This is a genomic window from Halalkalibacter oceani, from assembly GCF_023715605.1.
Lineage (GTDB): Bacteria > Bacillota > Bacilli > Bacillales > Bacillaceae_D > Halalkalibacter > Halalkalibacter oceani.
Genome location: NZ_JAMBOL010000013.1, coordinates 52,431 through 68,453, shown reverse-complemented (window position 1 = coordinate 68,453; position 16,023 = coordinate 52,431). Strand labels below are relative to the sequence as shown.

At 48.8% G+C, this 16,023-nt stretch carries 21 protein-coding genes; all 21 read left to right on the top strand.

Going from position 1 to position 16,023, the window contains the following annotated elements:
- Nucleotides 1-5: 5 nt before the first annotated feature.
- The 21 genes from M3202_RS14305 to M3202_RS14205 all read left to right on the top strand — a co-directional run bounded on the left by M3202_RS14305 (nt 6) and on the right by M3202_RS14205 (nt 16,019).
- On the top strand, nt 6-1,076 hold the full coding sequence (locus M3202_RS14305) for a M24 family metallopeptidase (RefSeq protein WP_251224010.1): 1,071 nt from the start codon (nt 6-8) through the stop codon (nt 1,074-1,076).
- A gap of 111 nt (nt 1,077-1,187) precedes the next feature.
- Nucleotides 1,188-1,745: an elongation factor P gene (gene efp, locus M3202_RS14300; protein WP_251224009.1), complete on the top strand. Its 558-nt coding sequence runs from the start codon at nt 1,188-1,190 to the stop codon at nt 1,743-1,745.
- A 276-nt stretch (nt 1,746-2,021) separates the two neighbouring features.
- Nucleotides 2,022-2,303 carry a YqhV family protein gene (locus M3202_RS14295; protein ID WP_251224008.1) on the top strand — a complete coding sequence of 94 codons (282 nt, stop codon included), beginning with the start codon at nt 2,022-2,024 and terminating at the stop codon, nt 2,301-2,303.
- Between the two features lie 18 nt (nt 2,304-2,321).
- Entirely contained in the window at nt 2,322-3,251 is a 930-nt protein-coding gene (gene spoIIIAA / locus M3202_RS14290; RefSeq protein ID WP_251224007.1) for a stage III sporulation protein AA, read from the top strand.
- Nucleotides 3,248-3,760 carry a stage III sporulation protein SpoIIIAB gene (gene spoIIIAB, locus M3202_RS14285; protein ID WP_251224006.1) on the top strand — a complete coding sequence of 171 codons (513 nt, stop codon included), beginning with the start codon at nt 3,248-3,250 and terminating at the stop codon, nt 3,758-3,760. The genes spoIIIAA and spoIIIAB overlap by 4 nt, the downstream gene beginning before the upstream one ends.
- A gap of 21 nt (nt 3,761-3,781) precedes the next feature.
- Complete coding sequence (spoIIIAC, locus tag M3202_RS14280) at nt 3,782-3,988, top strand: stage III sporulation protein AC (RefSeq protein WP_251195445.1); 207 nt, start codon at nt 3,782-3,784, stop codon at nt 3,986-3,988.
- Nucleotides 3,989-4,002: 14 nt separating this feature from the next.
- Nucleotides 4,003-4,392 carry a stage III sporulation protein AD gene (spoIIIAD, locus tag M3202_RS14275; protein ID WP_349775623.1) on the top strand — a complete coding sequence of 130 codons (390 nt, stop codon included), beginning with the start codon at nt 4,003-4,005 and terminating at the stop codon, nt 4,390-4,392.
- A 59-nt stretch (nt 4,393-4,451) separates the two neighbouring features.
- The gene (spoIIIAE, locus tag M3202_RS14270; RefSeq protein ID WP_251224004.1) at nt 4,452-5,627 is read left to right on the top strand and encodes a stage III sporulation protein AE; all 1,176 of its coding nucleotides are present in this window, start codon (nt 4,452-4,454) and stop codon (nt 5,625-5,627) included.
- A 13-nt stretch (nt 5,628-5,640) separates the two neighbouring features.
- The gene (gene spoIIIAF, locus M3202_RS14265) at nt 5,641-6,297 is read left to right on the top strand and encodes a stage III sporulation protein AF (RefSeq protein ID WP_251224003.1); all 657 of its coding nucleotides are present in this window, start codon (nt 5,641-5,643) and stop codon (nt 6,295-6,297) included.
- Nucleotides 6,294-6,956: a stage III sporulation protein AG gene (gene spoIIIAG / locus M3202_RS14260; protein ID WP_251224002.1), complete on the top strand. Its 663-nt coding sequence runs from the start codon at nt 6,294-6,296 to the stop codon at nt 6,954-6,956. Before spoIIIAF ends, spoIIIAG begins: the two co-directional genes overlap by 4 nt.
- Nucleotides 6,956-7,621, top strand: a complete 666-nt coding sequence (locus M3202_RS14255; protein WP_251224001.1) for a SpoIIIAH-like family protein — start codon at nt 6,956-6,958, stop codon at nt 7,619-7,621. The genes spoIIIAG and M3202_RS14255 overlap by 1 nt, the downstream gene beginning before the upstream one ends.
- Before the next feature lie 169 nt (nt 7,622-7,790).
- Nucleotides 7,791-8,162: a hypothetical protein gene (locus tag M3202_RS14250; RefSeq protein WP_251224000.1), complete on the top strand. Its 372-nt coding sequence runs from the start codon at nt 7,791-7,793 to the stop codon at nt 8,160-8,162.
- A gap of 234 nt (nt 8,163-8,396) precedes the next feature.
- The gene (gene accB / locus M3202_RS14245) at nt 8,397-8,894 is read left to right on the top strand and encodes an acetyl-CoA carboxylase biotin carboxyl carrier protein (protein ID WP_251223999.1); all 498 of its coding nucleotides are present in this window, start codon (nt 8,397-8,399) and stop codon (nt 8,892-8,894) included.
- A gap of 14 nt (nt 8,895-8,908) precedes the next feature.
- Nucleotides 8,909-10,294 (top strand): acetyl-CoA carboxylase biotin carboxylase subunit, encoded by a 1,386-nt coding sequence (gene accC / locus M3202_RS14240; protein ID WP_251223998.1) that lies wholly within the window; start codon nt 8,909-8,911, stop codon nt 10,292-10,294.
- 2 nt (nt 10,295-10,296) lie between these two features.
- Complete coding sequence (locus M3202_RS14235) at nt 10,297-10,692, top strand: Asp23/Gls24 family envelope stress response protein (protein WP_251223997.1); 396 nt, start codon at nt 10,297-10,299, stop codon at nt 10,690-10,692.
- Between the two features lie 257 nt (nt 10,693-10,949).
- Complete coding sequence (gene nusB / locus M3202_RS14230; protein WP_251223996.1) at nt 10,950-11,357, top strand: transcription antitermination factor NusB; 408 nt, start codon at nt 10,950-10,952, stop codon at nt 11,355-11,357.
- Nucleotides 11,358-11,370: 13 nt separating this feature from the next.
- Nucleotides 11,371-12,216, top strand: a complete 846-nt coding sequence (gene folD / locus M3202_RS14225; protein ID WP_251223995.1) for a bifunctional methylenetetrahydrofolate dehydrogenase/methenyltetrahydrofolate cyclohydrolase FolD — start codon at nt 11,371-11,373, stop codon at nt 12,214-12,216.
- Nucleotides 12,217-12,224: 8 nt separating this feature from the next.
- Nucleotides 12,225-13,586 (top strand): exodeoxyribonuclease VII large subunit, encoded by a 1,362-nt coding sequence (gene xseA, locus M3202_RS14220; protein WP_251223994.1) that lies wholly within the window; start codon nt 12,225-12,227, stop codon nt 13,584-13,586.
- Nucleotides 13,583-13,816, top strand: a complete 234-nt coding sequence (gene xseB / locus M3202_RS14215; RefSeq protein ID WP_251223993.1) for an exodeoxyribonuclease VII small subunit — start codon at nt 13,583-13,585, stop codon at nt 13,814-13,816. Before xseA ends, xseB begins: the two co-directional genes overlap by 4 nt.
- Nucleotides 13,817-13,819: 3 nt before the next feature.
- Nucleotides 13,820-14,710, top strand: coding sequence for a polyprenyl synthetase family protein (locus tag M3202_RS14210; RefSeq protein WP_251223992.1), 891 nt, complete (start codon nt 13,820-13,822; stop codon nt 14,708-14,710).
- Nucleotides 14,711-15,410: 700 nt separating this feature from the next.
- Nucleotides 15,411-16,019, top strand: coding sequence for a CNNM metal transporter family protein (locus M3202_RS14205; protein ID WP_251223991.1), 609 nt, complete (start codon nt 15,411-15,413; stop codon nt 16,017-16,019).
- Nucleotides 16,020-16,023 lie beyond the last annotated feature (4 nt).

Sequence of the window (16,023 nt, the reverse complement as noted above, 5' to 3'; positions counted from 1 at the left end):
TGAAGATGGATCGATTAACGAAGCTGAGAGAGCAGTTTACCACGTATAACATTGACGGGCTTTTGATTACAAGCAGCTACAACCGCCGCTACATGGCCCGCTTCACAGGGACGGCAGGCGTTGTCCTGATCGCGGCCAAGGAAGCGGTGTTTATTACCGATTTCCGCTACGTAGAGCAGGCGAAAGAACAGGCCGCAGGTTTTACGATTGTCCAGCACACTGGTCCGATTTATGAGGAGGTCGCGCGGCAGGTCGAGCGGCTTGGCATCACGAAGCTCGGTTTTGAACAGGCGCAGCTTACATACGAGGCGCACTCGATTTACAATAATGTTATTAAAACGGCAGAACTTGTCCCGGTTGGCGGACTCGTCGAGGACATTCGCTTGAAGAAGGATGATGAGGAAGTTAAAATCATCCAGGAGGCGGCGGATATTGCCGATGCCGCTTTTGCGCATATTACCACGTTCATCCGGCCGGGTGTAACAGAGCTTGAGGTCGCCAATGAGCTTGAATTTTTTATGAGAAAGCAGGGGGCGCAAAGCTCTTCCTTTGATATTATTGTCGCCTCCGGTTATCGTTCAGCTCTTCCGCACGGCGTCGCCAGTGAGAAGGTCATTCAAACGGGAGAACTTGTCACGCTTGATTTCGGCGCCTATTATAAAGGCTACTGCTCTGATATTACCCGCACCGTTGCGGTCGGACAAATCAGCGAGGAGCTTCATACGATTTACCATACCGTGCTCGAGGCTCAGCTCCGTGGAATGGCGGGAATCAAAGCAGGGATGACCGGCAAGGAGGCCGATGCGTTGACGCGCGACTATATTACGGAGAAAGGCTACGGGGAGTATTTCGGTCACTCGACAGGCCATGGGTTAGGCTTGGAAATCCATGAAGGACCGACGTTATCGATGCGTTCTGAAACCGTGCTTGAACCGGGGATGATCGTCACCGTGGAACCGGGTATTTATATTGCCGGTGTCGGCGGGACGAGAATTGAGGATGATATTCTCATTACGGAGGATGGCAACTCGACCTTTACCCACTCGCCAAAGGAATTGCTTGTCATTGGTGGATGATCTCTTGAAAAAGCAGGGTGAAATAGTAAAGGAAACTTTTTCAAAGCTGTGGTATAGTAATGGTTGTGAGTGAACATCTGATGATGCAGATGGAAGATGGAGGAAACGAATATGATTTCAGTAAACGATTTTAAAACAGGTTTAACGATTGAAGTGGATGGTGGAATTTGGCAGGTTATCGAATTCCAACATGTAAAACCGGGTAAAGGGGCCGCCTTTGTTCGTTCAAAGCTGCGCAACCTGAGAACGGGAGCGATTCAGGAAAAAACATTCCGCGCGGGCGAGAAAGTGTCAAAAGCCCATATTGAAAATCGCCGTATGCAATATTTATATGCCAGCGGTGATATGCACACGTTCATGGATAACGAATCCTACGAGCAAATTGAACTGCCGAGTGCGCAAATTGAGCGGGAGCTGAAATTTTTAAAAGAAAACATGGAAGTGCAAATCATTACGTATCAAGGGGAGACCCTTGGTGTCGAAGTCCCTAACACAGTACAGCTTGAAGTGACGGAAACGGAGCCGGGTATTAAAGGGGATACAGCGTCTGGCGGCACGAAGCCGGCTACGCTGGAAACCGGATTAACGGTTCAGGTGCCTTTCTTTATCAATCAAGGGGACGTCCTTATTATTGATACGCGCAGCGGCGCTTACGTATCACGGGCATAACATGATAATACAGGAAAAGAAATCTCCATCAGGTCATGTGCTTGATGGAGATTTCTTTGTTTGCGCGACAAAAGCAGGAAAATAGGGGGCGGGGCTGTTCTAGCGCTTCAGGGCTGTGTCTATCAAGAGGTAAGCGCAGAGAAGAATCGGACGGCGGCTTGCTTTAAGCTTGAGAAAAAGGTGGAAAACGACCTTTTTTCTCAAGCTTTTTTTTAAGTTCTAAACCGGGGCCGCCCACTCATAGGTTGTACAAAGAAAGAATGTCGAGGTGAAGGTATGAAGACATGGTTTCACGCGGTGGAAATGACGCTGTTGGTCATGGTCGGGTTACGCGTTCTTTCAGGCTTAATAGAACTGACCGCGGCCGGTTTGATGCTTCGTTTTAATAGTGTTGAAAAAGCGATTGGCTTAAATGCGATGCTTGTCATAATTGGTCCGACTATTTTTATTACTTCGATTGCAGTTGGACTGATCGGGATGTCGGATCGTTTATCGTTTTCAAAATTTGCTTTTATTGGAGCTGGTGTCCTGCTTATTTTAATCGGGATCAGAAAGTGACGAAAAGGAGAGAGGGCTATGCTTGAGGATGTGCTGCGCATCTTGCCGGAAACGATACGCCAATTGCTGAAAAACATCGAACCTGCTTTGCAGAATAAAATCGAAGAGATCCGGGTCCGTGTCTCAAGGCCGCTGGAGGTGATGATTGCCGGCAAGCCTTATTATCCGACCAGTTCTGCCGGTGTTTATCAAGTAAAAGGTGATGATGCCGCTTTTTTGTTAAGCCAGCTTAGTCAATATTCGATTTATGCCTTTGAAGAAGAGTTGCGCAGAGGCTTCATTACGATAAAGGGGGGGCATCGCGTCGGTCTCGCCGGAAAGGTCGTTCTTGATAAAGGACAAGTCAAAACATTGCGCGATATTAGCTCGTTCAATATCCGGATTGCCCGCGAAACGATTGGCGCAGCGGAGCGGCTGGTGTCCGAGCTTTATCAGGGTAGGTGGCTTAACACGCTGATCATCGGGCCGCCGCAGGCCGGAAAAACCACTTTGCTGCGTGATTTGGCGCGATTGATCAGCGAAGGGATGCCGGAGCGGCAGATTCCGTCATTAAAGGTCGGAATCGTCGATGAGCGCTCTGAAATCGCCGCCAGTATGAAAGGCGTTCCCCAGCTTCAGCTAGGAGGCCGGGTCGACGTGCTTGATGGTTGTCCGAAGGCTGAGGGAATGATGATGATGATTCGTTCGATGAGTCCGGATGTGCTCGTCGTTGATGAAATTGGGAGAAAAGAGGACGTCATCGCCGTTCAGGAGGCGCTGCATGCCGGGGTGAACGTCATGACAACAGCACACGGCTTTTCCGTTGAGGATGTGAAGCGGAGGCCGGCGCTTCAGGAACTGCTTGCCCAAGGCGCATTTGAACGGCAAATCGAGCTGACAAGGCGAACAAAACCGGGAGTCGTCAAGCGGATTCATCAGCAGAAGCGAAATGACGTGATCATCCAATGAAGCTGCTCGGTGCGATTTTCATTCTGTTGGCGACGACAAGCATCGGCTTTGAATATGCGAAGCGGCTGAGCGAACGGCCGCGTCAGCTGCGCCAGCTGAGGGTGGCGATTCAATCATTGGAGGCTGAAATGATGTATGGTCTGACGCCGTTGGCCGAGGCGAGCAGGCATATTGCCGAACAGCTGCCAAAGCCGCTTTCACTCTTTTTCATGAGCTTCTCGGAGCGGCTTTCCCACTACGAGCAAACGGCGTTTGACGCATGGAAGGAAAGCGTGGACGAGACATGGCAGAGGACGTCTTTGTTGGATAGTGAACGGGAAATCATGCTGCAATTTGGCACGACGCTCGGCCAGCATGATCGGGACCAGCAGCAGAAGCAAATTAAGTTGACCCTCGCTCATTTAGAAAGAGAAGAGCTGGAGGCGAAGGACAGACAAACACGGTATGAACGGATGATTAAGAGCCTCGGCTTTCTTAGCGGCTTATTGATTGTTGTACTGATGTTGTAGGCGGACGAAGGAGGAGAGGTTGTGATGTATGATGTAAACACCATTTTCCAGATTGCCGGAATCGGCATTGTTGTCGCGATGATCCATACGGTTTTAAAGCAGATGGGAAAAGAAGATTGGGCGCATTGGGTGACATTGATCGGCTTTATCATCGTCCTTTACATGGTGGCGACAATGGTTGATGACTTATTTCAAAAAATCAGGGGTGTTTTTTTGTTCCAAGGGTGAAGGAGTGGGTTGCGATTGACATCATTCAAATTGTCGGGTTAGGGCTGATTGCGACCTTCCTAGCCCTCGTTGTCAAAGAGCAAAAACCGATATTTGCTTTCATGCTAACAGTTTTTGTCGGCGTTTTGATTTTTCTTTTTTTAATTGATGAAATTACAAAAATTATCGCGATGCTCTCCGGGATTGCCGAGCAGGCGAATATGAATATGATGTACTTGCAAACGATTTTGAAAATCATCGGAATTGCCTACATTGCGGAGTTCGGGGCGCAAATTGCCAAGGATGCGGGACAAGCCGCCATCGCCTCGAAGATTGAACTGGCAGGGAAAATTTTAATTCTTGTGATGGCAATTCCGATTTTGACGGCGGTGATCGAAGTCGTTCTTACGTTGATTCCGAATTGAAGCTTCTAAGCGATGGACATGATGACCACCTTCGTACGTGGAATGGAAGTGAGATCAAAATGAAGAAAATCATCTTTATACTGAGCTTTACGCTCCTGCTCTTTATCGTATGTCAGCCGGCGGCAGCCGAGGAAGAGAGAATGGACGAGAATGGCTTTGTCGAGCAGCAGCTTGAGCAGCTTCAGCTTGACGAAGTAAGAAGCTATTGGGAGCAAATTTCGAACGAATATGGTGGTTTTTTGCCGGAGAGCCAAAAGGGTTCATTTCTGGAATTCGTCCGCGGTGAAAAGCAATTCTCGCCCAAAGAATGGGGCGTTGGCGCAGTAAAGTTTTTGCTGCATGAGCTGTTAGTCAGCGGCAAGCTGCTCGGTTCGCTTATTTTGCTGACGGTGTTCTGCATGATTCTCCAATCGCTGCAAAACGCTTTTGAACAGCATACGATCAGTAAGGTCGCCTATGCGGTTACGTATCTCGTGCTGATGATTATTGCGTTAAACAGCTTTCATGTCGCGATCAGCTATGCCTCTGACGCGATCAGCAGCATGATTCATTTTATGATCGCGCTCCTCCCTTTGCTGCTGGCGATCATGGCTTCGATCGGCTCGATTACATCGGCCGCTTTGTTTCATCCGCTGATTATTTTTTTCGTCAATACGAGCGGCCTCCTTATTCAGCATCTTGTGCTGCCGCTATTGTTTCTGTCAACGATTCTGAGTATTGTCAGCACGTTGACCGATCATTACAAGGTGACGAAGCTGGCGACTTTTCTCCGCAATTTGGCGGTCGGCATTCTCGGTGTTTTTCTGACGATTTTCCTAGGGGTTATCTCGGTCCAGGGAGCATCGACGGCGGTCACGGATGGCATCACGGTACGTACGGCTAAGTTTCTCGCCGGAAATCTGGTGCCTGTCGTTGGCCGGATGTTTACCGATGCCGCCGATACGGTACTGAGCGCCTCGCTGCTGTTAAAAAATACAATCGGCGTCGCCGGGCTTGCGATTCTTTTATTGCTTTGCGCGTTCCCGGCGATGAAGGTCCTCTCACTGGCGCTGATTTTTTCGATTTCCTCAGCCGTGCTGCAGCCGCTTGGCGGGGGGCCGATTATCGATTGTTTAAGCATCATCGGCAAATCAATGATGTTTGTCTTTGGCGCAATGGCCGTCGTTTGTCTGATGTTCTTTCTGGCGGTGACGATTATGATTGCTGCGGGAAATGTCTCGTTAATGATCAGGTGAGGAGGATAAGGGGATGGAATATATCACGGAATGGCTAACGACGATTATTTTGCTCATTTTGTTTGCGACCGTACTGGAGCTGATGATCCCGAATTCAGCGATGCAGCGCTATGTCAAAATGGTCGTCGGCCTTATGCTTCTTGTCGTCATGCTCCAGCCGCTTCTCTCGATTTTTCAGGACGATGTCGACAGCTGGCTCTTTGCTTTAACAACCGAGGAGACAAATCGTGCCGAGCAGAACGTCACGAATTCGATAAATTTGCAAAAAAGAGAAATAGAGCTCGGACAGCGTGCATATATTTCTGAACAGGTGGCTGTCCAATTAGAGAGTCAGGTGGAAGACATGCTGGAAGAGGAGCATCACTTGAATATTGCGCAGGTCGAGGTGGAACTGGCGGAGGATGCCGGTGCAGAGGAGCCTTTCACAGAACAGCAGATCAAAGCGGTCCATGTCGAGGTGCAGGAGCGCGAGCGGGAGGATGAGCTTGAGCCGTCCGACGCGGTTGATGCTGTGGAAGTTGTTCGGATTGACACATCTCTGTCAGTGGAAAGTCAAGCTTCGCCCCGCACCGACGAGCTTAGTAACATCGTGCCGCTGCTCTCCGAATATTGGGACATCCCTGAAGAAATGATTTCAATCGCGTGGGAAGGGGGGAAACGAGCCGAATGAATCAGGATGAACAGAAGGATCGCCAATGGCTGACGGCGTTATTCAAAAAGACGGATAACGGCAAAGGCCGGAAATGGCCTCTCCACTATGTGCTGCTTGTAGGCTGCATTGGAGTCGCGCTGATGATCACAGGCAACCTTCTGACAAACACTACAGATGAAGAAGAACCATCCTTGCCCGTCTATCAGGAAGATCAGGAGGATGAAGCAGTCTTTGGATCAAGATCCTCAGCTGAGCCGAATTCAATGGAAGATTATGAGATTCAATATGAAAATCAGCTGAAGGAGGCGCTTGAGCAAGTGGTTGGCTTATCGGATGTTTCCGTCATGATCAACTTGGCCGAGACGGAACGTTATGTTTACGAAAAGGATACGAATACAAAGGTTCAAAACACCGATGAAACGGATCGTGAAGGGGGAACACGACAGGTGGAGGATCACAGCAGGGAGGAGCAGGTTGTGATTATCCGAAATGGCGATAAAGAGGAGCCGCTTCTCATTCAAAAAGAAAAACCGGAAGTCCGGGGAGTGCTGATCGTCGCCAAAGGCGTTGAAAATGCTCAGATTAAAAGCTGGGTCGTAGAAGCCGTTAGTCGGGTGCTGGACGTTCCGTCTCATCGAGTATCGGTCATGCCGAAAAAAACAAGGGAGGATTCATAATGGTCTTGAAGAAACAAACGGTTTGGTTGTTAACAATGTTGAGCTTAATTGTCGTGCTTTCTGTCTATTACGTCACGTCTCCTGATCAAATTCCGGGTGATGAGGTCGCGTATGTGGGGGATGAAGAAAATGGCGAGATGACACTGGAGCAGATGCCGCATGATGATCAGGGATCTGTCGTCGATATGGAAGAAGAGCTTGCAGAAGCAATGGAAGGGGAAAATGAAGAAGGAGAGGCAGCGGGAAGCGAAGAAGAAGCAGCGGGAAGTGAAGAAGAAGCAGCAAGTGAGACACTCTCAAATGCGGCCGGCAATGACACGTTCTCGACCATTCGCATGGATCTTCAGGCATCAAGAGACCGGATGGCTGAGGAGCTGACGCAAATCGTCGCTTCCGCTGATGCTTCGGCTCTGATGAAGAGTGAAGCCCATGATAAGCGGATGGAGCTCCAGCGACTGGCGCAAAACGAAGCGACATTAGAGACGCTGATCAAAGCGAAAGGCTATGAGGATGTCCTCGTTATGACAGAGGAAGACAGAGTCCGCGTGATCGTCCAGACGGATGAATTATCACGGGCTGAAGCGAATGAAATTTATCATATGACCTTTGATCAGCTTGGCGCAGGGATGGATGTCGCGGTAACGCACCAGGCGGCAGCTCAATAATAAAGCCCGATTGAAAAAAAAGCGGTTTTGCTGTGGAGCGGGTCTCCGCCGCGAAGCCGCCTTGCTCATTTCGACCCTTCTTTTAGCCGGATCTTTCGTCAGAAGGTGCATCTCCTTATTTGTCTATGATATAATACGCAACGTAACTTACTCGTGAGGAGAGATTGCCATGGAATGGACGGATTTAACGGAAGGTGCGAAGGCAGTACTTGAGCAAACACGCAATATGAAAAATGATAATATTCAAATCGTCGAATTTGAAATTGGATTTGAACAGGAATTTGAAGCCGGGGATCAAGACACCTACAAGGTTTCCATCCAAGAAGAGGATTATGAGAATTTAAAGCGTTACACGCAGGAAAATGAATATGGTGATAAATACCATATGGCCCGCAATAAGAATATCGTCAAAATCATTTTGTTGGAGGATGGGAAGATTCCGGATAACTTATCTGAGTTTCCCGTGTTTCGTCAATACAAAAAGGACGCGCTCGTAAAAGCAGAGGAAGAGAAGGAAATCACTGTCGACAGCGAAGAATAATCAAAAAGGGGAAGAGGGAGGCCGCCAGAAGCAGAGGCGACTCCGCCCGCTGTCATAAAGAGGTGTGTTAAAAAGGAGAGACGACCTTTTAACGCACCTCCTTCTTTCTGTCATGTTTTTTTGTTTGACGAATGTCAATCGAAAAAAGGGATATGAAATTTCCTGACGAAGATAAATAGGGTCAGCCGAATTGTATGATATAATATGAAAAAATAAGATTAGGAGTGTACATATATGTTGAAAGTGCAAGAAATAAAAGAGTTAATCAGAGCGCTTGATCAATCGGATGTAGATGAGCTGAAGTTTGAGCAGGATGGAACAAAGCTCGTTTTGAAAAAGCAGCAGGCAATACCTGTACAAGTACAAGCACCAGCTTCACCTGCTCCTGCCGTGGTAAGCCAGCCGCCGCTGAAACAGGTGGAAAACGCCGTGTCAGAAGCACCTGCTGCAGAAAAAGAAGCGGGTTCAGAAAGCAAGGCCAATGATGACAAGCTTCACACGATTACATCACCAATGGTTGGAACATTTTATGCAGCACCTTCGCCTGATGCCGATCCGTATGTCGCTAAAGGAGACCAAGTCAAAGAAGAAAGCGTTGTCTGCATCGTCGAAGCGATGAAGCTGATGAATGAAATCGAAGCAGAAGTAAACGGAAAAATCGTCGATATTCTTGCTGAGAATGGGGAGCTTGTTGAGTATGGACAACCCCTGTTTGTTGTGGAGCTTAGCTAATTAGGAGAGATATGATGATAAAAAAGGTATTAGTTGCAAATCGAGGAGAAATTGCTGTCCGGATTATCCGCGCCTGCCGGGAGCTTAACATCGAAACAGTCGCGATCTACTCAGAAGCAGATAAGGATTCGCTTCACGTCCGCCTGGCTGACGAAGCTTATTGCATCGGACCGACAGCATCCAATAAGAGCTATCTTAATATCACAAATATTATGAGCGTTGCCACATTGACAGAGGTTGACGCGATTCACCCGGGCTATGGCTTTTTAGCTGAGAACGCTGATTTCGCTGAAATTTGCGGCGCCTGCAATATTACGTTTGTCGGGCCGAGCCCTTTTGCGATTAATCAAATGGGAACGAAGGATGTTGCCCGGAAAACGATGGAGAAAGCCGGCGTGCCGATTGTCCCGGGATCTGACGGAATTGTCGCCAATACGGAAGAGGCTGTGAAAATAGCGGAGGAGATCGGCTATCCGGTCATTATTAAAGCGACAGCCGGCGGCGGCGGAAAAGGAATTCGCGTGGCGCGCAACGAAGAGGAACTGAAAAAAGGAATGAATGTCACTCAGCAGGAAGCGGCAACGAATTTCGGGAATCCCGGCGTTTACCTGGAAAAATTCATCGAGGACTTCCGGCACGTTGAAATTCAGGTGCTGGCAGACAATCACGGAAACGTCATTCATCTTGGCGAGCGTGATTGCAGCATTCAGCGCCGGCTGCAGAAGCTGGTCGAGGAAACGCCTTCTCCGGCCCTGACACCGGAAAAGCGGGCGGAAATGGGTCTGGCAGCGGTAAACGCAGCGAAGGCCGTCAACTATTCAGGAGCAGGGACAGTGGAATTCATTTACGACCATACAAATGGAAACTTCTATTTTATGGAAATGAATACACGGATTCAAGTTGAGCATCCTGTAACAGAAATGGTGACGGGGATCGATTTAATTAAAGAGCAGCTTCGCGTCGCAAGTGGAGAGGTGCTTTCTTTGAGGCAGGAGGAGGTTACCTTCCAGGGCTGGGCGATGGAATGCCGGATTAACGCGGAGAACCCGCGGAAAAATTTCATGCCGTCTCCAGGTAAGATCACGAATTATTTAGCGCCGGGAGGCTACGGAGTTCGCGTTGATTCAGCTGTTTATCCCGGCTACGTCATCTCGCCATTCTACGATTCGATGGTAGCCAAAGTGATTACGCATGGGGCGACGCGTGAAGAGGCCGTGGCGAAAATGAGAAGAGCGCTTGAAGAATTTGAAATCGAAGGGGTAGAAACGACGATTCCTTTCCATCTTCGTCTTCTGCATCATGATACGTTTCTCTCAGGTGATTTCAATACGAAATTTCTTGAACAGCATGATGTGATGTCCGTCCAACTAAAATCCAACAGTGCAAAAATGGAGGAATAATGATGAACGAGAATCATATTTTAGAGCTTGAAGAGCAAAAATCAGAGCTGGGAAAAGTTGAAATTTCACCGGAAGTCATCGAAGTTATTGCCGGCATTGCCGCTTCGGAAGTCGAAGGCGTCGCCACGATGCGCGGCAACTTTGCGACGGATGTCGCTGAAAAGCTTGGCCGCAAAAATCACGGCAAAGGCGTCAAGGTCGAGCTTGGCGAGGATGGCATTACCGTCGATGTATCGGTCGTGATCACATACGGCGTGGCCGTCCCTGAGGTGGCGAAATTTATTCAATCGAACATTAAGCAGGCGCTGCAAACGATGACCGCAATCGAGCTTCAGGCTGTGAACGTCCATGTCGTCGGCGTTCAGTTTGAATCTACTGAAGCAGAAGCCGATGAATAATAAGTAATCCGGTTTGAGGATGTTTCCAAAGAGAAATTTGCTTCCCTTTGGAAATATCCTCTTTTTTCTGGGTAAACTATACCATTAGAAGAAATCGCCAAAGGCTTGTAAAAGATCGAAAATGAAGCGTTGAACCGTTTTGCCCGAGCCTACGCTTTGTCACATTTGAAAACTAAATTGTTCTGTTTTCACGAAACATGTTATGCTATTATCAACATAATAACTGTGCAAAAACGCATGCTTAAAGGAGTTTGACAATGAACCGAAGACTAGCAAGACTAAGAGCTGCTCAAGCGCTCTATCAAATTGATTTAGCAGAAAGCTCTGTGGAGGAAGCGATTGAAAGCGTGCTTGAAGAGGGAGAAGAGCCAAGCCCTTTTATGATCGAGCTCATTCGTGGGACGCTTGAGCATCTGCAAGTAATTGATCCTGTTATTTCTTCAAGTCTTCAAGGCTGGAGTCTGGAGAGAATGGGATTGGTTGACAGAGCCATTGTACGGATGTCTTTTTATGAGATGAAATACATTCATGATGTTCCTCTAAGCGTTACGTTTAATGAAGGGATTGAACTGGCCAAGGCATTTGGCGGGGAAGAGTCGGGACGTTTTATTAACGGAGTCCTTTCAAAAGCAATGGAAACAATTCAGGAAGATGTGCAAAAGTGAAGGAGTGGAGAGCATGACCGCAAAGTTGTTGAACGGAAAAGAACTTGCCCAGAAAAAGAGAGAGCAATTGAAAAGTGATGTCGAAGCATTGACAGAGCATCATCGCCAGCCTGGACTGGCTGTTATTCTTGTCGGGGAAGACCCGGCATCAACGACGTATGTTCGTTCGAAGCAAAAGGCCTGTGAACAGGCCGGCATTTATTCCGTATTGATCAAGAAGGATGATACGATTTCAGAAGAAGAGCTGCTTGCTGAAATTGACCGCCTGAATGAAGATCCGAAAATTGATGGAATCCTCGTCCAGCTCCCGATTCCGAAGCATATTTCCGAGCAGGCGGTGATCGAACGGATTCATCCGGACAAAGATGTCGATGGTTTTCATCCGATCAATATCGGGAAAATGATGACCGGGGAAGAAACCTTTTTACCTTGCACGCCATACGGTGTTGTTGAAATGTTAAAGGAAGCGAAAATCGAGATTGCCGGAAAGCACGCCGTCATCGTTGGCCGAAGCAATATCGTCGGAAAGCCGGTTGGCCAGCTACTGCTTAATGAAAATGCGACCGTTACATATTGTCACTCCCGCACAAAAAATTTAAGAGAGATGACAAAGCAGGCCGATATTCTGATCGTCGCGATCGGACGTCCGAACTTCATTGAAGCCGCGGATGTAAAGCCGGGTGCTGTCGTCGTCGATGTCGGCATTAACCGTGTTGACGGCAAGCTTTGCGGAGATGTTGATTTTGAAGGAGTCAAAGAAGTCGCTTCGCATCTTACTCCGGTACCAGGCGGAGTTGGTCCGATGACGATTACGATGCTGCTTGAAAATACCGTTCAATCCGCCAGGAAGCGCGTATAGGTGGTTGGATGAAAGCGCAAGACATCTATACGATCTCAGAAGCGACGAGATACATAAAGGCTTTGATTGAAGAGGATATTCTTCTTCAGGACATTTGGCTTCGTGGAGAGCTGTCAAATGTAAAATGGCATAGCCGTGGTCATCTGTACTTCACGATCAAAGACGATCAATCCAGAATGCAGGCAGTGATGTTTGCCGGACATAATCGTTACTTAGCCTTCAGGCCTGAGAACGGCATGAAGGTCCTTCTGCGCGGAGAAATCAATGTGTACGAGCCCTATGGCCAGTATCAGTTTTATGCAAAAGAAATGCAGCCAGATGGAATCGGCAGCCTCTATCTCGCTTATGAAGAGCTGAAAGAAAAGCTGCAGGCTGAAGGGCTGTTTGACGCTGAACGGAAACGGGCGATTCCCGTCCATCCTAAGCGAATCGCGATAATTACCTCGCCAACAGGGGCGGCGATCCAGGATATTTATACGACGCTGAAGCGCCGCTATCAGTTGGCCCAGCTGACGTTATTTCCTGTCCTCGTCCAAGGAGAGCAGGCACCGGGATCAATCGTCGCGGCGCTTGAACAGGCGACAGCCGCCGATTGCTTCGATGTGATCATTGTCGGCCGTGGTGGCGGCTCGATTGAGGAGCTTTGGGCATTCAATGATGAACGGGTGGCAAGGGCGATTGCCCAAGCAACCGTGCCTGTCATCTCGGCTGTCGGACACGAAACGGACTATACGATCAGCGATTTTGTCGCTGATTTGCGCGCCCCGACCCCGACAGCCGCCGCTGAGCTGGCGGTGCCGGATCAACAGGAGCTGACAAGAACGATCCGCTCGTTGGAACGGCAGCTTATCCGCGGAATGAAGGAACGCCTTGACCGAGAAGCGAACAAGCTGAACCGGTTTCAGCGCTCCTATGCTTTCCGTTATCCAGGCCAGTTAGTGAGGCAGAAGGAACAGGAGCTGGACGGCCTGATCGAACGGCTGAAGCGGGCGATGAAATACCGAGTCACCGAACCGGTTAACCGGCTGAATGCAACGAGGGCACGCTTAAAGCGGCTTCATCCTGAACAACAGCTGAATCAGGCGAAGGAACGGACGCAGCGGCTTGAGCAGGCTCTGATCAAAAGCATGCAGGCCCGGCTTACAAACAGTCAGCAGGCTTTCCAGCAGAAGATCGGCGAATTACAGCTGCTCAGTCCATTGCGCTTAATGGATCGGGGCTACAGTCTTGTGTACGATGAACAAAACAGATTGCTTAAATCAGTCGCGCAGGTCGAGCTTGATCAACCGGTCCAAATTCAATTTCAGGACGGGGAAGTGACCTGCCGCGTCGAGGATAAACAATTCATTGCCAGGGGGGAGAAGAAATGACAGAGGAAAAAGAACGCAGCTTTGAAGAGGCGCTGAGTGAGCTGGAAGAGGTTGTCGAGAAGCTCGAAGAAGGGGATGTTCCACTGGAAGAAGCGATCTCGATGTTTCAGGTAGGGATGGCACTCTCGAAGCAATGCCATGAGAAGCTGATGAAAGTTGAAAAGCAGATGGATCAGATTCTTCACCCGGATGGAGAGATTGAAGAACTAACTTTCCGGGAGGAAGAGTAAAACGTGGATAAACAGCTACATGAATTTTTGCAGAAGCAAAGGGAAGTCATTGAACAAAAGCTGCCAACCTACCTTGAACGGCTTCAGGCGCCGGAAACGTTAAAGGAGTCGATGCTCTACTCCTTGCATGCCGGCGGAAAACGGATTCGTCCGGCGCTGTTGTTGGCGACGCTGCACAGCTTCGGCAAACCGACTGAAGCGGGCCTTGATGTCGCCTGTGCGATTGAAATGATCCATACCTATTCCTTGATTCATGATGATCTTCCGGCGATGGATGATGATGATATGAGAAGGGGAAAGCCGACGAATCACAAGATTTACGGCGACGCTGTCGCGATTTTAGCTGGCGATGCCCTGCTGACGTTCAGCTTTGAGCTTGTCGCCGGCTCTGAAAAAGGAGAGCTGACGCCTGAACAGAAGTTGCGGATCGTCGCCGAAATCGCTAAAGCTTCCGGCCCTGAAGGAATGGTCGGTGGACAGGTTGCCGACATCGAAGGGGAAAACCGGCAATTAACGCTCGAGGAGCTCACCTATATTCACCATCATAAAACGGGTGACCTGCTTACGAGTGCGATTGTTTCCGGAGCGATTATTGCCGGAGCAGACCGGGAGGATACGGAATGTCTCCGCCTGTTTGCGAAAGAACTCGGCTTATTGTTTCAAATCAAGGATGACATTCTTGATGTCGAAGGCGACGCCGCGATGATCGGCAAGCCTGTTGGAAGCGATCACGACAATAATAAGAGCACCTATCCGAGTTTGCTGGGGATGGACGGGGCAAAACGGGAAATTGAAGCGCATAAGAGAAAAGCAAAGGAATATTTATATAAAGTAAAGATGGATCACAAGCTTTTGGACGCTTTTACCGATTATGTGGCAGACCGGGATCACTAGTGCCTGGCTTTTCCATTGAGCAACACCCCTACACATGTTATAATGAATAGTAAACGAGAGTGGTGCAGTATTCTAGTCGGTTCTCCGTTCTTGAAGGCGGGGCTAAAAATCCGCCAAAGGGCACATCGATGAAGCTCCTTGTTTCGGCTTGAGGCGCCCAGCCTTGGGTCGAAGCTGGGAGATAAGGTAGGAGGGCGATCCGCAAAGGCATGTGGGCGATGACCCTGTTACCGTGGAGGCCTTTTACCCGGTGGATACGCGTGTATTTTACCAGGGTAAAGGGTATGAACCTGCAACGGCAAGCTAGGGAGCTTGTCTGCAGCGTAGCCTGCCTTGAGTGGAGGAAGAGGGGATTATGGATAGAGGATTTAGCGGCAGTCGGCCAACTGCTTCTAAATTTTACCCATATGAAATCTACTCTGCAAAAGAGGATAAAAGAACGGCACGGGACCGCTGAGGAAATCTCCTAGACTGTTCGATTGACATTTAAAGAGGATTACAGTGTAGACTAAGTGGTAATCCAGTCTGGCGTCTGGCGACAGCGTCAAATTCAGCATAAAGGGAAACCGCCGTTGCGGCGACGCAGCGGTGCTGAATTGGGAAATCCTACTGGACCTAAGCTACAGAGTTTACTCTTTAAATGACCACTCCATTACATAGGTACGGGGACTTTATAAAAAAAGGTGATAGAGAAGCGCTTATGAAACCTCTTCAGAAATCAATACAGTGGAGCTTGGGAATTGCCGTTATCACTCTGGTGCTAGCGGCTATTTTTTCAGTTATTTCAACGTTTATATTAAGCGGCGTTACATGGGCGCTCGGGATGCTTATTGTCCTTTTGATTGTCTTTATCGGGGTGTTTTTTGATACAATAGGAGTCGCAGCGACGGCGGCTGATGAGAAGCCCTTTCATGCGATGGCCTCTGAGCGGCTCCATGGCGCAAAGCATGCTGTGCTCATTACGAGAAATGCAGACCGGTTTGCGAATTTCTGTAACGACGTCATCGGCGATATTTCAGGGATTGTAAGTGGAACCGCTTCCGCTTATGTCGTGCTCCAGCTCTCTTTGCAGCTCGGCTACGGGGAGACGTCGGTTCAGCAGTTTGCGATATCGATTTTGTTTACAAGCGTCGTTGCCGCTTTGACAGTCGGAGGAAAAGCGCTTGGAAAAACGTTAGCGATCCACTATTCGACTTCGATCATTTATCAAGTCGGTAGATTATTGTACATTTTAGAGGTAAACTTGAAAATAAAAGTGTTTGCAACAAATGGAAAAGGGAAGAAAAAAGACAAATTGACACGAAAGTGAGGGT